Source organism: Bacteroides sp. OF03-11BH (assembly GCF_003604005.1).
GTDB lineage: Bacteria > Bacteroidota > Bacteroidia > Bacteroidales > Bacteroidaceae > Bacteroides > Bacteroides ovatus.
Genome location: NZ_QTMW01000010.1, coordinates 1 through 15,295 on the forward strand (window position 1 = coordinate 1; position 15,295 = coordinate 15,295).

Consider the following 15,295-nt stretch of genomic DNA (forward strand, 5'->3'; position numbering starts at 1 on the left):
AGTTATGTTTAAAAAGAGAATCTAACTTTTGTTTAACTTAACAGATATAACTAATGAATATGGAAAACAACAAAAAAAAGGCTTCATTTATTTCAATTGCTGGTTGGAAAAGAATGCAGCCATTGTCTTTTTTACTTTACGACGATTTTACTAATCAACAAAAATATGTTTAACTTTAAAAAACATGGTATGAAAAAAAACTATGTCACAACTGCTGTTGCCTTACTACTTTTAGCAGGATGTAGCAACGATATTAAAGAAACTGATATTCAGTTTACCGGTGATACGGGAGCGAAAGTTTCTTTTAGTGCAGTAATAAACAATCATGAGGCTAGCAATCTTGTTACAAGAGCTACGGAAACAAACTGGGAGGCAGAAGACTCGGTAGGAATCACTTGTGGTACGGAACAAGTGAATATTCATTACAAATACAAGGGCAATGGTCTTTTTGCAGCAAAAGGAGGAAATGCAGAAGAAATTTGGGTATTAGGTTCCGGAGAGTATGATGTAGTGGCATACGCTCCATTTTCTGGTACATCAGGTGAAGAACAACCTGCATTAGAAGTGACTACAGCTAGTGAAAATCAAGCTACAGCAGAAGAACGTGCGAAGATAGATTTTCTTTTTGCCAAAGGGAAGGCTACATCACAAACCCCGAACGTGACATTAGCATTCAATCATGTGATGAGTCGTATTAGATTGGAGTTTCAAGCTGGCGAAGGTGTGGACTTGGCAGATATAACTTGTTATCTTATTGGGCTTAAGAATAATGGTACATTTAATCCTAAAACAGGGGAGACAACAGTCAGTGAAGACCCTGTTACGGATAAAGATGATATTTATTGGGATAAAATAGGAGAGCAGGATAATTATACAGTACAAGCTATTTTACTGCCACAGAAGGTGCAAGGCAAAGTAACTATCCAAGCTAGAATGAACGGTTATCTTTATGAAGCCGAGTTTGCTAACTTGACAGAATTGAAATCAGGATTTTCTTATAATTACATCATCAAGACAAATAAATACGAGGACAATAATTATGTGTTGACAATTACAGAACAAACGCAAATAATAGGATGGGAGGATGAAAACCACGATCCTATAACATCCGACCCGAGTATAGCTGAAACTGGAACAGAGATAACTAATCCTAGTTGGAATATTACAGAAGAAACCGTAACTCCACAGCCTGTTGTGAAGTGATCTGTTTACCAATCTAATATAGATAAAAATGCTAAAAATATAAACATGAGATTTATGAAAATATATAATTATATATCAATGCTTTTTCTGGCTGGCGCAGCCATAGTTGCGTCTTGCTCGCAAAATGAAGAACTCACCGGAGAAACACCGGATTCTTTGCAGGGATTTCAGATTAGTGTGTCTGATGAAGGATTTATGGACGAAAGTGGTAAGACACGTGCTACAGAGAATGGATATACTACCCGATTTTCTAACGGAGATGCTATCGGTATATTTGCGGTAAGAGGAGAAACGGTGGTAGAGGATATCAAGAATCGGAAATTCACACTGACAGATGGCTATTGGGAATTGACTGATGGAGGGGATCCTATTGAATACAAAGGTTCACAATTTCAGCGGATGACTTTTTATGCATACTATCCGTATAATGCGAATGTGACTTTTGATCCGACGAAGGTGGATCCTTTTGAAACATACGTCAACAATTGGAAAATAGGCAGTGAACAAAATGAAGGAAATTATACACAATATGATTTGATGACGAGTACGGGTAGTGTTCAGGGGGATCGTTTGAAAGGACAGATCGCTTTTACTATGCAACATCGGATGGCTCTTGCGGTAGTGAAGATGCCTAATTTGACCTATAGCTTTACAAATGGCGGTATAGATGATTATTTGTTACCATTAACAGCCGGTTCGTTTACAGTGAACAATACTCAAGCAACTCCTTATTATCAGGAAAGTACGGATACATACCGTTTCTTGGTTAATCCGAAGAAGGAATTCTCAATTAAGGGTACTTATTCTGGAGTAAGTGAGATGGAATATGAAGCTAAAGGTACGCTGGAAGGAGGAACGGCGAAAATGTATACCATCGAAGATAAAAGTAAAATCAACCATACTTTGCAGGTAGGAGACTATTTTTGTGCAGATGGAAAAATAGTTTCAGTAGATGCGGAAACGGTGCCGGAGAATGTGATTGGTATTGTATGTTATGTAGGAAATTCACAACCCAGTGTAACACATACTGAACTCTATTCAGCAGAAGTTGATGCTTTGCGTCGCGATTTCCCTGCATGTACGCACGGTATAGTGCTATCTATTAAGAATTCTGTGGTAAAAGATAGTGAACAAAATGATGTTGCTTTGAAAATGTTCCATTCAAGTAAGTCCGGTTATTATTCAGACTGGTTTACTTCAGATGAGAATTGGGCAAACAAGTTTGTAGGTTGTAACACAGAGAAGGATGTTAACAAGAATGATGCTTCATTGGTTTTCCCAGCACTAATGGGATACAATAATACACAGTTACTTACTATGTGTTACGAAGGTATGGGTAGTCCTTCTACTTGCGACCATGCTTATGCGTATATCAAGGCTTATCGTGAAGCGGAAGCTATTCCGGCAAATGTGACTCCTTGGTATTTGCCCTCTATAATGTGTTGGGATACAGTCGCTAAGAATTTGAGTGTTATTAACCGTTGTCTCAAGAATGTAAATGGTGATGAGATGACCTCTGTCGAGTCAGGAACTAACAGTGGACACTATTGGAGTAGCACACAGCGTTCTCCAGCCAACCAATGGACACACGGTATGGCTGGTGGAAGATATCACATAATTTGTGAACGTGATTCGCGTGCCGGTTATTTCCGTATGATGCTTGCATTCTAAAATAATGACGGTATATAAAGTCCGTTAAAATTATACTTATATCATGAACATATACATATATGAATAAGAAAAACTTTATAAAGGGGACAACCTTACCTGTCGCTCTGTTTTTCACTATAGCAACTTTTGCACCTGCATGGGGATTGCAAACAGCCTCGGCAGCCATCGAAGTTGTACAGCAGCAAAGTACTATAAAAGGAACAGTAGTAGATAGCCAAGGCGAACCGATAATTGGAGCAAGTGTACTTGCGGAAGGAACATCTAATGGTACAATTACCGATATTGACGGTGTATTTAGAATAAATGTACGTCCCGGTGCGAAATTGAAAGTATCTTTTATAGGTTATACCGATAAAAAAGTAGTAGCGAAAAATGACATGAAAGTCATTCTGGTAGAGGATGTGACAGCACTTGAAGAGGTGGAAATCGTAGCTTATGGTACGCAGAAGAAAGTGACCATGACAGGAGCTATCGCTAGTGTGAAGGGAGAAGAATTGACCCGTGTATCTGTAGGTTCGGTTTCCAATGTATTAGGAGGGCAGATGACAGGTTTGACTACCGTACAATATTCCGGTGAGCCGGGAGCGGATGCCGCTGAAATTTTTATTCGTGGTAAAGCTACTTGGGAAAATTCTTCACCGTTAATTCAGGTAGACGGTGTGGATCGTGAAAGTATGAGTGATATCGACCCGAATGAAATTGAATCCATTTCTATCTTGAAAGATGCTTCGGCAACAGCCGTATTTGGTATTCGTGGAGCAAATGGGGTCATTTTGATTACAACTAAACGAGGAAAGGAAGGAAAGGCGAAAATTTCGTTTACTACTTCTGCTTCTGTATTGATGCCTACAAAAATGGTAGAACAGGCAAGTTCCTATGACTATGCCCGTTTTCATAATCAAATGATGTCCGGTGATGGCAAATCTGCCTTATTTAGTGATGGCGTGATTCAAAAATTTGCAGATGGTTCCGATCCTATTCGTTTCCCAAATATACAATGGGCTGACTATATTATGAAAAGCTCTACGCTTCAGAGCCAGCATAATCTGAACATCTCGGGAGGAACAGATAAAGTACGTTATTTCATCTCTGCAGGTGCTTATACGCAAGGAGGACTTTTTAGTGAGTTTGATCTTCCTTATAATTTAAGCTATCAGTACCGTCGGTTTAACTATCGTACAAACTTGGATATGGATGTCACTAAAACGACTACTTTGTCATTCAATATTAGTGGTAATGTGAATAATTCAGATCAACCGCGTACGAGTCAGGGATCTTCCGGATTGATTAAAAATATGTATTATGCTACTCCTTTCTCCAGTCCGGGAATCATAGATGGAAAATTGGTAAATTCGAGCGATGAGACTTATTCAGACGGACTGAAATTACCATTTACAGGAGGTACAGGTATGGGATATTATGGAAATGGGTTCAGCCAGACCAGCAACAATTCGCTGAATGTGGATGTGATTCTGGATCAAAAAATGGACTTCTTGACTAAAGGACTTTCTTTTAAAGTGAAGGGATCTTATAACAGCTCGTTTACAGTTAATAAAGTCGGTTCTGGTGGGTCTATTGCTACATACACTCCTGTATTGATGGATGACGGTAGTATTGCTTATCGTAAGTTTGGAGAGAATACAGATGTGAAGTATTCGTATACTACAGGCAAAGCACGTAATTGGTATATGGAAGCCAGCTTTAATTATAATCGTACTTTTGGTGATCATACGGTGACAGCCTTAGTTTTGTATAATCAACAGAAAGAGTATTATCCGAAATTATATTCGGACATTCCTCATGGATATGTCGGATTAGTCGGACGTGTCACTTATGATTGGAAGAGCCGCTATATGGCAGAGTTTAATGTGGGTTATAACGGTTCGGAAAACTTTGCGTCCGATTTGCGCTTTTCTTATTTCCCGGCTGGTTCTATAGGTTGGGTGATGAGTGAAGAGAAGTTTTTCCGTCCTTTGAAGTCGGTGGTTAGCTTCTTGAAATTACGTGCCAGTGTCGGTTTGGTAGGTAACGATAATATTGGAGGATCGCGGTTTATGTATATGGCTGATCCATATAATGTCGGTTTAGGTGACTTGGCAAATCGTGTAACGGCAAGTGGAGGAGCAACTAACGCCTGGGGATATGGATTCGGAACAGATAATGGTACTGTTAGTCTGGGTGCGCGTGAGGTAGCTAAGAATAACCCTGCTGTGACATGGGAAAAAGCTCTGAAACGGAACTATGGTGTTGATATTAACTTCCTTGATGACCGTCTGAAAACAACCTTTGAATATTATAAAGAACGTCGTAATGACATCCTTTTGCGTGACGGTACAGCTCCGGGAATGTTAGGGTTCATTACTCCCTATTCAAATTTAGGAAGTGTAGACAGTTGGGGCTGGGAACTTTCTTTAAAATGGAACGATAAGATTGGCGATAATTTCCGTTATTGGGCGGGTATTAACCTTTCTTATAATCAGAATGAGATTCTTGAAAAGAAGGAAGCACCGCAGAATAATTTATATCAATATCAGAAGGGACACCGTATCGGTTCGCGTAGTCAATATGTTTTCTGGCGCTTCTATGATGAGGATACACCTGCGCTATATGAGCAGACATTTAATCGTCCGTTCCCCACTCACGAGAGTATTCTTCAAAATGGAGATGCAGTATATGTTGACTTGAATGGTGACCGTAAGATTGATGCAAATGATGCAAGTTATGACTATGGCTTTACAGACGATCCTGAATATATGCTAGGTATTAATTTAGGATTCAGTTGGAAGAATCTGGAAATAAGTACTCAATGGACAGGGGCCTGGAATGTAAGTCGTATGATTTCGGATGTATTTCGTCAACCGTTTTATTCATCTTCCAATAGCGAGCAGGGAGGATTGTTGGCATACCATCTGGATCATACATGGACACCGGAAAATCCGTCACAATCTTCGGAGTATCCGAGAGCTACCATTGATAATGCAAAGAATAATTATGCTACTTCCACTTTATATGAGAAAGATGCCAAATACTTGCGTTTGAAAACTCTTCAGGTGGCATACAATTTTCACTTCCCATTAATGAAGAAACTTGGACTGAATACATGTCAGTTGGCTTTTGCAGGATATAATTTGTGGACGATTACACCTTATTTGTGGGGTGATCCGGAGGCAAGAGCTACTAATGCACCTTCTTATCCATTGTCCAAGACTTATACGTTGAGCTTGAAATTAGGATTCTAAAATAGATAAAGGAAAGATACAATGAAATTACAAAATAAATGGTTCATCGGTGCGATGTTGGGAGCGGCGGTTTGTTTGGTTTCCACTTCATGTGTGGACGAAATTAAATTCGGAAACTCTTTTTTGGATAAGGCACCGGGCGGAAATGCTACTATTGACACAGTGTTCAATAGTGCGGAATATACGCGCCAATTTTTGAATACCTGTTACAGTAGACAGTATTACGGATTACCTTATAATACGGACAGTAACGGTAATATTCCTGATTCTTCCAGTCCTTATTTAGGAAAGAAGGATGCGCTAACAGACTGCTGGTCACTTTATTTTAGTGACGCAACTGTATATCAGCAGTATTATTTGGGTTCTCTCAATGCCAACTATGGCACGCGTGGTAATATTTTCCCATATACACGGGAAATGGTATGGGAAGTAGTGCGCTGGTGCTGGTTGTTAATGGAAAATATAGATAGAGTGCCGGGCATGGATAGCACTGAAAAAACTCAGTTGGTGGCAGAAGCTAAATGCCTGATTGCGGCACGCTATTTTGATATGTTCCGTCATTATGGAGGTCTTCCATTGTTATATGCTTCATTCACCGGTACGGAGTCAGGTTATGAAATCCCCCGTGCTACGGTAGAGGAGACTGTTAACTACATGATAAAGATGTTGGATGATGCTATCAATTCCGGTGGATTGGTGTGGGCTTATGCTGATGCCGATCTTGCCAGCAAGGCCGGACACTGGACAAAGGCCGGTGCGATGGCATTGAAATGCAAAATCTGGCAATTTGCCGCTTCTCCGTTGTTTAACGATGTCAACGGATATGCAGGAGGAAACTCAGAGGCTGAACAGCAGCATCTGGTATGGTACGGCGGCTACCATGCGGAACTTTGGGATAACTGTTTGAAGGCTTGTGAAGCATTCTTTAAAGAGCTGGAGAGTCAAGGCGGATATAGCCTGAATAAGGCTTCGGAAGAAACACCGGAACAGTATCGGCAGGCATATCGTATGGGATATATTCGTCAGAACAGCAAGGAGGTCTTGCATTCTGTCCGCACGAATATGTCGGACGCTTTCAACTCAAGTTCTTATATGTGGCATTCCTGGGCTGTTCCGTCACTTTGTCGTACCGAATATCCGCCTACACAGGAATATGTGGAGATGTTCCCATGGGCCGACGGTACTCCGTTTGACTGGAAAAAGACGGAAACAGAAGGTAAGTTGGATGCAATGTTCCTGACCGGAACATTCAAAAATGGAGAACAACTATTGTCGGAAATCGTATTAACCCGTGATCCTCGTCTGTATGAGCATTGCATGGTAAACGGATTGCCGAAGATGTTAGACTGGAGTGCAGGAACAATGTCCGGTTTACCTTATGAATTGTGGGTCGGAGGATACGATGAAGGACAAAATGCTGCACTTGAATCAGGTAACTATGCGACTGGTTATAAAAATATGAAATATTATTTGGGAACAGAGTACCAACGTCAGTATACGCATTGGGTATATCTTCGTTTATCTGACATTTATTTAACTTATGCAGAGGCCTTGCTTCAAGCCAAGAATGATCACCGGGGTGCTATTGACCAAATGAATATAGTACGTGCCCGCGTAGGATTGAAGAAAGATTTGGCGGAGTGTGTTACAGATAAGAATTTACTTTCTGACAAAGCAGCCTTATTGGAAGAATTGCTGTGCGAGCGTGTTCGGGAATTGGGGCTTGAAGATAGCCGTTACTTTGATCTTGTCCGTTACAAGCGTGCCGATCGTTTCGAGAAGCGCCTGCACGGGTTGCTCGCCTATCGTTTGGATGATACCGGTAATCGTATAACGGGAAATGCTAAATGGAATGAAGGAGATAAGAACAAGGGGGCATTGCAGCCTACTCGTTTTGAATATGAAAGGTTTGAGTTATCCAAGCCGGTCCGTCGGTGGTGGACATACGGATTTGATCCCAAATGGTATCTTTCTCCATTCCCGCAAACGGAAATTAACAAAGGATATGGATTGATTCAGAATCCGGGTTGGTAATGTGAGACAGCGAAATAGATTAAAACAATATTGAATATTGATTTATATGAGAAAAAATAAGATTCTGATACTGGCTTTACTGGTTTGTTTGAGCATTCCGGTCAGAGCACAGAATACAGACAACAACATTATAGGTATTGTTGTTGATAAATCGGGAAACCCAGTCTATGGAGCGTCCGTTAATGTGGAAGGTGGCGCAGTGGAGACCCGGGTTGAAACTGATAAAGATGGTAAATTCGAGATTGCGGTCGAGAAAGGACAACGTTTGAGTGTCGTTTCTGTCGACAAAGGCTCTACCACAGTTGTGGCAAAGACTGATGGTCCGATGACTATTGTGATGGGATATGCAGCTCAGACTATTGATGTGGGAGCTAACCGGACATTCAGTCGTCATGAATCAACAGCAGCTGTTTCTACCACCTATAACGAAGAGTTTAATAAGCGGTCTTCCCGGAATATATCCAATTCTTTATATGGATATGGATTGGGCCTTACTACTTTGCAGAATGCGGCCAGTACCGGGTTAATGGCAGATCCTACCTTTTATGTACGTGGTTTGCAGAGCTTGTCAAGTAGTACACCGCTTGTGCTGGTTGACGGTTTGGAACGAGACATGAGCTTGGTGAGCCCAGAAGAAGTAGAATCCGTTTCCATCCTGAAAGATGCCGCGGCTGTGGCATTGTACGGATACAAAGGGGTGAACGGTGCGATCTTGATTACTACAAAGCGTGGTAAGTACAAAACAAAAGAGATAACTTTTACGTATGATCATATCATTAACACTCAGTCTCGACGTCCGGAATTTGTAGATGCAGCTACGTATGCTTCTGCAGTGAATGAAGCGCGTGGATATGAAGGTTTGGGAGCTCGGTATACTCCGGAAGAAGTCGATGCTTTCCGTAATGGAGTAGGTAGTGGAGGGGCTTCCCGTATGTACCCTTATCTCTATCCTAATGTGAACTGGATTGATGAAACCTTTAAAGACAGAGGAGTTTCTAATAAATATACGATCGAATTCCGTGGGGGAGGAGCAAAGTTCCGCTACTATACTATGGCGAATTTATTAACAGACAAAGGGTTTATCAAAACCCCGAATGCAAATGACGGATATTCTACACAGAATATGTATTCACGTGCTAATTTGCGTACAAATCTGGATATTGATTTAACCGCCACTACCAAATTGAAGTTGAATCTTCTCGGTACCTTGTCCGAATCTCGGATTCCGGGGGCTTCGGTTAACCTATGGGATATGATTTATTCGATTCCTTCTGCAGCTTTTCCGGTTCGTACGGAAGATGACAGTTGGGGAGGAAGTACTACTTGGGCGGGAACATCGAATCCTGTCGCACAATCGCAGGGAGCTGCTTATTCTAAAGGACACTCTCGCAGTTTGTTTGCCGACCTTACCTTGTCACAAGATTTATCTGGTTTGCTGAAAGGATTGGGAGCAAACTTTCGTTTAGCTTATGACAACTATTCCAATATTCTGGAAGACCATAGCAAGACTTATACGTATGCCGGTTATGCAACAAGCTGGACAACTAACGGTCCGTTTTATACTGCCATTTCAGGTGGCGAATCCAGTGAAATGGGTTCGGGTGCAGGTATTGACAACTGGGCGCGCCAATTTAACTTTGCAGGTAGTGTCGATTACAATCGCTCGTTTCGGAAGTGGGATGTGTATTCTCAATTCAAATGGGATTATGAGTATCGTGATTCATACGGATTGAACACTACTATTTATCGGCAAAATGTATCCTGGTATAATCATGTAGGTTTCTCTAATCGCTATTATTTGGATCTGGCATTGGTTGGCTCGGCCTCCAGTTTATTGGCACCGGGGCATAAATGGGCTTTCTCGCCTACCATTTCTGCTGCTTGGGTGCTTTCGGAAGAAAAATGGTTGAAAGATGTGTCTTGGGTGAACTTCCTGAAATTGCGCGCTTCGTTTGGAGTGATCAATGTTGATTATCTGCCTAAAGACGGAAGTACTACCGTATATGACTATTGGGATCAGATTTATACGACTACCGGTACGCAATATAAGTTTAACAGTAGTTACGACTCTGAATTCGGAAGTACTATTATCGGGCGCCTGGCAACTGCTAATTCGACACATGAGAAAGCGTATAAATACAATGTTGGTGTTGATGCCGTGTTGTTCAATGGACTGGACGTGACGGCAGAAGGCTATTACCAACGGAGAAAAGATATTTGGGTCTCTTCCGAAGGAAAATATACCGATGTGTTGGGCGTAGATGCTCCGTTCGAGAATGCCGGAATCGTTGATAGCTATGGCGTGGAACTAGGACTTAACTATACGAAACGGTTAGGAGATGTAGTGTTCAACCTTGGCGGTAATTTTGCTTGGAATAAGAATGAAATTAAGGAACAACTGGAAGAACCGCGTTTGTATAAGAATCTTGTGCAAACAGGAAATCGGTTGGGACAAGTATATGGAATGGTAGCTGAAGGTTTCTTCAAAGATAAAGAAGATATAGCAAACAGCCTTCCGCAAAACTTTAGTACGGTAGTGCCGGGAGACATAAAATATAAAGATGTGAATGGAGACGGAATCATTGATGCCAATGATAAAACAGCTATCGGTTATAGTACGACGGCTCCGGAAATTTATTATTCTTTCCATTTGGGAGCCGAATGGAAAGGGATTGGAGTAGATGTAATGTTTCAGGGAACAGGTAACTATTCTGCTGTCTTGAATACGAAGAGTATGTTTTGGCCGTTGATAAATAATACGACACTTTCTACTCATTATTATGAGAATCGTTGGACACCGGAAAATCAAAATGCCAAATATCCTCGTTTGAGTTCACAGAGTAATGCCAATAACTATCAGGCTAATACAGTTTGGTTGGCGGACCGGTCATTCTTGAAGTTACGTAACGCGGAGGTGTATTACAGATTTCCGGAAGAATGGATGAAGAAGACTAAGATATTGGGGAGTGCCAAGTTATATGTCAGAGGAACAGACTTGTTCTGTTCAGATCATATTGATGTGACAGATCCGGAATGTTATGGTGTAGCGACTCCGCTGAATAAGAGTGTAGTAGTCGGTGTTACGATTGGTTTTTAATCATAAAAACAAAGCGAAAGAATGAAACTGAAAAACATTATCTACGGAATGATGTGTGTAGCCGCACTCGGTTCCTGCTCAGATAAGATGGAATATCATGAGTACAATAATTATGATGAGGATTTTGTGAAGCTCAACTTCGGTAATGTAGGAGGGCTGATAACAAATATCTATTTGTCCATGGATGTGGACTTTGGAAACTATAGCGGGGCAATTCTTGGTTCTGCTACCGATGAGTCCGAATATGCTTATTCGGGAAATCAGATTGAAGACTTTTACAATGGTTCTTGGAGTCCGTCGAATGCTAAAAGTAGCATGTGGACGTCCTGTTATGAAGGGATAGCCAATTGTAATTTATATCTGGAGAAGTTTACCGGACTGACATTTCCCGAGTTGGCTTTGAACAGTGATTATGCACAACAGATGTTCCGCTATACCAATTACCAGTATGAGGTACGTTTCCTTCGTGCATATTTCTACTTTAACTTGGTACGGCAATATGGAGATGTGCCGTTTAGCGACCATATATTAACAGCCGAAGAATCGAATACGTTATCGCGCAGACCGGCACAGGAGATTTTTGATTATATCATAGCCGAATGTGATGATATTAAAGATAAGATTATCGTCGATTACAGTAAACTGGGAGATATGGCATTGCCTAGTAGTCCGGCGGAAACAGGACGTGCCAACCGTAAAACGGTATTGGCCTTGAAAGCTCGTGCAGCATTGTATGCGGCAAGTCCTTTATTTAATCCGACTGATAATAGAGAACTGTGGTATCGTGCAGCTAAAGCCAATAAGGAAATTTTAGATGACAGTAATGGGTTTGCTGAAAAGGCAAAACTCTTAGTGGAGGATTATTCATCACTTTGGAGCAAGGACAATTACAATGACGCTACTAATGAATTGATTTTTCTCCGTCGTGCCACTACTACCACTAATTCTTTTGAGGGATATAACTTCCCGGTAGGGTTGGAAAATTGTAAAGGTGGAAACTGTCCCACACAGACACTGGTGGATGCGTATGAGATGAAGGATACAGGGTTGCGTCCGGACGAGTTGGATAACTATGATCCTGCTAATCCTTATTATACCAACCGCGACCCTCGTTTCTATCTGACTATTGCCAAGAATGGGGACGAAAAGTGGCCTAACTGGAATACTGTTCCTCTGCAAACCTATCAGGGCGGACTAAATGCGGAGCCTTTGAGTGGCGGAACTCCGACTGGCTATTATCTGAAGAAGTATTGTCAGACGGCAGTAGACTTACGTGCCGGTACAGCTTCAAAGACCTATCATTCATGGATTACATTCCGTTTTGGAGAGTTCTATTTGAATTATGCGGAAGCTGTATATAAGTATCTGGGTAGTCCGTATGCAACGGATAATGAATTTACAACTTCGGCTGTGGATGCTATCAAAGTAGTTCGTACGCGTGCCGAGATGCCCGGATTCCCTCAAGGGATGACCAATGATGCTTTCTGGAAGAAATATCAGAATGAACGTATGGTAGAATTGGCCTTTGAAGGACATCGTTTTTGGGATGTACGTCGTTGGAAGGAGGGTGACAAACATTTCAAGAACATTGTTGAAATGAAGATTACGAAGAATGGGGATGATACTTATACGTATGAACGTAAGGTAAAAGAAAGAAGTTGGGATGATAAGATGTATTTCTTCCCGATTCCGCAGAGTGAAAAATCTAAGAATCCTAATTTGGAGCAGAATCCGGGGTGGTAACCCACAACCGGAATGCTGATGAATAGTGATAGGATATTCTTGCATAGAACGGATGTTTATAGAATAAAAAAACGAAAGAAATGAAGAAACATTATATAATACTGGGGCTGTTTTGTCTGCTGGCCATAGTTGCCTGCTCAGATAATGACCCCGTCGTTGAAGTGAACAATGGCAATCAAACAGAAGAATTGCCTCCTCTGCCGACCGAAGTCATAACGGGTAGCCGCGCCATGTGGGTGAGTTATGATCCTATTTCGGCTTCTGATCCCAATAACGCATCAGGGATTGCATCCGCATTGATTAGCTGGAGATTATTGAAGACCGATCCGTCTAATGTTGCTTTTGATATTTATAAGTCGGTAGACGGCGAGACGGAAGTGAAATTGAATGAGAAACCTATTTCGAATACTACTTCTTGGGTGGATGCGGATATTGATGTATCAAAAACGAATGTATACCGGGTCACTCTTGCCAATCAGGCTGAAACGCTTTGCGATTATACCTTTACCTCTGAAATGGCAGAAAAGTTTTATCATGAGATTAGATTAAACATGAATGTACCCGATGCGTCGATTACATATTCTCCTGATGATATTCAGCTAGGTGACTTGGACGGTGACGGTGAATTGGAGATTGTGGTGAAGAGAGAACCGTATGATGGTGCCAACCAGGGGGGATGGAATAATGGTTCGACCTTGTTGGAAGCTTATAAGATGGATGGTACTTTTTTGTGGCAAATTGATTTGGGAATCAATATTCGTTCCGGTTCACATTATACTTCATATATTTTATACGATTTTGATGGAGATGGTTTATGTGAAATAGCTTTCCGCTCTTCAGAAGGTACAAAGTTTGGGGATGGTAAGGTCATTACCGATGCTTATGGTAATGTGAACGATTATCGAATTCGTCAGACTGACGCTGTGGGCTGGTATTCGGGAGCAAGTATTAATACAATTTGCGGTTTGATAATGGAAGGTCCCGAATATATCTCTATTTGCCGTGGATATGATGGACGTGAAATTACCCGGGTGGATAATATTCCTCGTGGTGGAAGTGGTTCAAAAGCGTCGCGTGCTAAATATTGGAGTGAATATTGGGGAGATGATTACGGAAACCGCATGGACCGTTTCTTTATCGGGGTGGCTTATCTGGATGGTATACCTGACGAAGCGACCGGAGTGAGAACAAGCAACCCCAGTCTGATCATCAGTAGAGGTATTTATCATAATTGGCAAGTATGGGCACTCGATTTGAAAGGGAATAAACTGGAAACCCGTTGGAAGTTTGATACAGCCGAACATTCTTCAAAATGGTTGTCCATGTGTTCGCATAGTTTTCGTGTAGCGGACTTGGACGATGATGGAAAAGATGAAATCTTGTATGGTTCTGCGGCTATAGATGATGATGGAAGCGAATTGTGGTGTACCGGAAACGGTCATGGTGACTGTTTATGTGTTGGCAAATTTATAAAAGACCGTTCAGGATTGCAAATTGTTGCTTCATTTGAAGAACCGGGCAATTATAATGGACAAGGACACGGTTATGGATGTCAAGTGATTGATGCAAGAGATGGTGGCTTGATTACCGGCCATGGAGCGGGTTCGACTACTGATGTCGGTCGTTGTATTGTGGCAGATATTGATCCGGATAGCCCGAATTTTGAGTACTGGTCTTCTTTGCAGGAAGGGGTATTCAGTTGTAGTGGCAGTGGATTGGTATCCAGTACATATCCTACAGGTATTGGTGGTGGAGTTTTGTATAATGTAGCCATTTATTGGAGCGGGCAGCCGACAAGAGAAATGCTGGACCGTGCTTGTGTCGTGAGCTATAAAGAGAACCCTGATGTAAACAAGACGAATAAGACTCGTTTGGTATATTTTGGAACTTACGGTAGCAATGACGGTAACCATAGCACCAAATACAATCCTTGTTACTATGGTGATTTTCTCGGTGACTATCGTGAAGAAGTAATAATGGGTTCAAGTGACATGAAATCTATTTATATATTCTCCACGAATCATCCTACCGAATTCCGTCTTCCTCACTTGATGACCGATCATAATTATGATATGTCTCAAGCGATGCAGAATATGGGATATAACCAGGGAACTAACTTAGGTTACTATGTAGGTGCTGAAACTTTGAAAAAAGCAGAATAAAAAGGTTTTTGAATAAGAAATCTCTTATTTGATATGAGTTTGTTGAAAAAGAACAATCCGGCTAACTGTCGGGTTGTTCTTTTTTTCATAGTTGAACGAATCGCCATATATATGGATAATATTCTATTTCTTAATTGATCGGCTCT

At 41.3% G+C, this 15,295-nt stretch carries 7 protein-coding genes; all 7 read left to right on the forward strand.

Translation table 11 applies throughout. The annotated features are described in order from the left end of the window. The first annotated feature begins 189 nt into the window (after positions 1–189). The 7 genes from DXA54_RS09545 (at position 190) to DXA54_RS09575 (ending at position 15,149) form a co-directional block, all read left to right on the forward strand. A complete protein-coding gene (locus DXA54_RS09545; protein ID WP_157452186.1) occupies positions 190–1,203 on the forward strand; it encodes a fimbrillin family protein in 1,014 nt (337 codons plus the stop codon). 45 nt (positions 1,204–1,248) lie between these two features. Continuing rightward, positions 1,249–2,874, forward strand: coding sequence for a fimbrillin family protein (locus DXA54_RS09550; protein ID WP_004301565.1), 1,626 nt, complete (start codon positions 1,249–1,251; stop codon positions 2,872–2,874). A 59-nt stretch (positions 2,875–2,933) separates the two neighbouring features. Further along, positions 2,934–6,113: a SusC/RagA family TonB-linked outer membrane protein gene (locus DXA54_RS09555; protein ID WP_004301566.1), complete on the forward strand. Its 3,180-nt coding sequence runs from the start codon at positions 2,934–2,936 to the stop codon at positions 6,111–6,113. Positions 6,114–6,134: 21 nt separating this feature from the next. Then, complete coding sequence (locus tag DXA54_RS09560; protein ID WP_004301567.1) at positions 6,135–8,147, forward strand: RagB/SusD family nutrient uptake outer membrane protein; 2,013 nt, start codon at positions 6,135–6,137, stop codon at positions 8,145–8,147. Between the two features lie 46 nt (positions 8,148–8,193). Further along, positions 8,194–11,244, forward strand: a complete 3,051-nt coding sequence (locus DXA54_RS09565) for a SusC/RagA family TonB-linked outer membrane protein (protein WP_055234858.1) — start codon at positions 8,194–8,196, stop codon at positions 11,242–11,244. 21 nt (positions 11,245–11,265) lie between these two features. Continuing rightward, positions 11,266–12,987: a RagB/SusD family nutrient uptake outer membrane protein gene (locus DXA54_RS09570; protein WP_004301569.1), complete on the forward strand. Its 1,722-nt coding sequence runs from the start codon at positions 11,266–11,268 to the stop codon at positions 12,985–12,987. Between the two features lie 80 nt (positions 12,988–13,067). Further along, entirely contained in the window at positions 13,068–15,149 is a 2,082-nt protein-coding gene (locus DXA54_RS09575; protein ID WP_055234856.1) for a hypothetical protein, read from the forward strand. The last annotated feature ends 146 nt before the right edge of the window (positions 15,150–15,295 follow it).

Coding starts and splice junctions, on each gene's coding strand:
- DXA54_RS09545 (WP_157452186.1), top strand. CDS start 190: ATGAAAAAAAACTATGTCACAACTGCTGTTGCCTTACTACTTTTAGCA.
- DXA54_RS09550 (WP_004301565.1), top strand. CDS start 1,249: ATGAGATTTATGAAAATATATAATTATATATCAATGCTTTTTCTGGCT.
- DXA54_RS09570 (WP_004301569.1), top strand. CDS start 11,266: ATGAAACTGAAAAACATTATCTACGGAATGATGTGTGTAGCCGCACTC.
- DXA54_RS09575 (WP_055234856.1), top strand. CDS start 13,068: ATGAAGAAACATTATATAATACTGGGGCTGTTTTGTCTGCTGGCCATA.
- DXA54_RS09555 (WP_004301566.1), top strand. CDS start 2,934: ATGAATAAGAAAAACTTTATAAAGGGGACAACCTTACCTGTCGCTCTG.
- DXA54_RS09565 (WP_055234858.1), top strand. CDS start 8,194: ATGAGAAAAAATAAGATTCTGATACTGGCTTTACTGGTTTGTTTGAGC.
- DXA54_RS09560 (WP_004301567.1), top strand. CDS start 6,135: ATGAAATTACAAAATAAATGGTTCATCGGTGCGATGTTGGGAGCGGCG.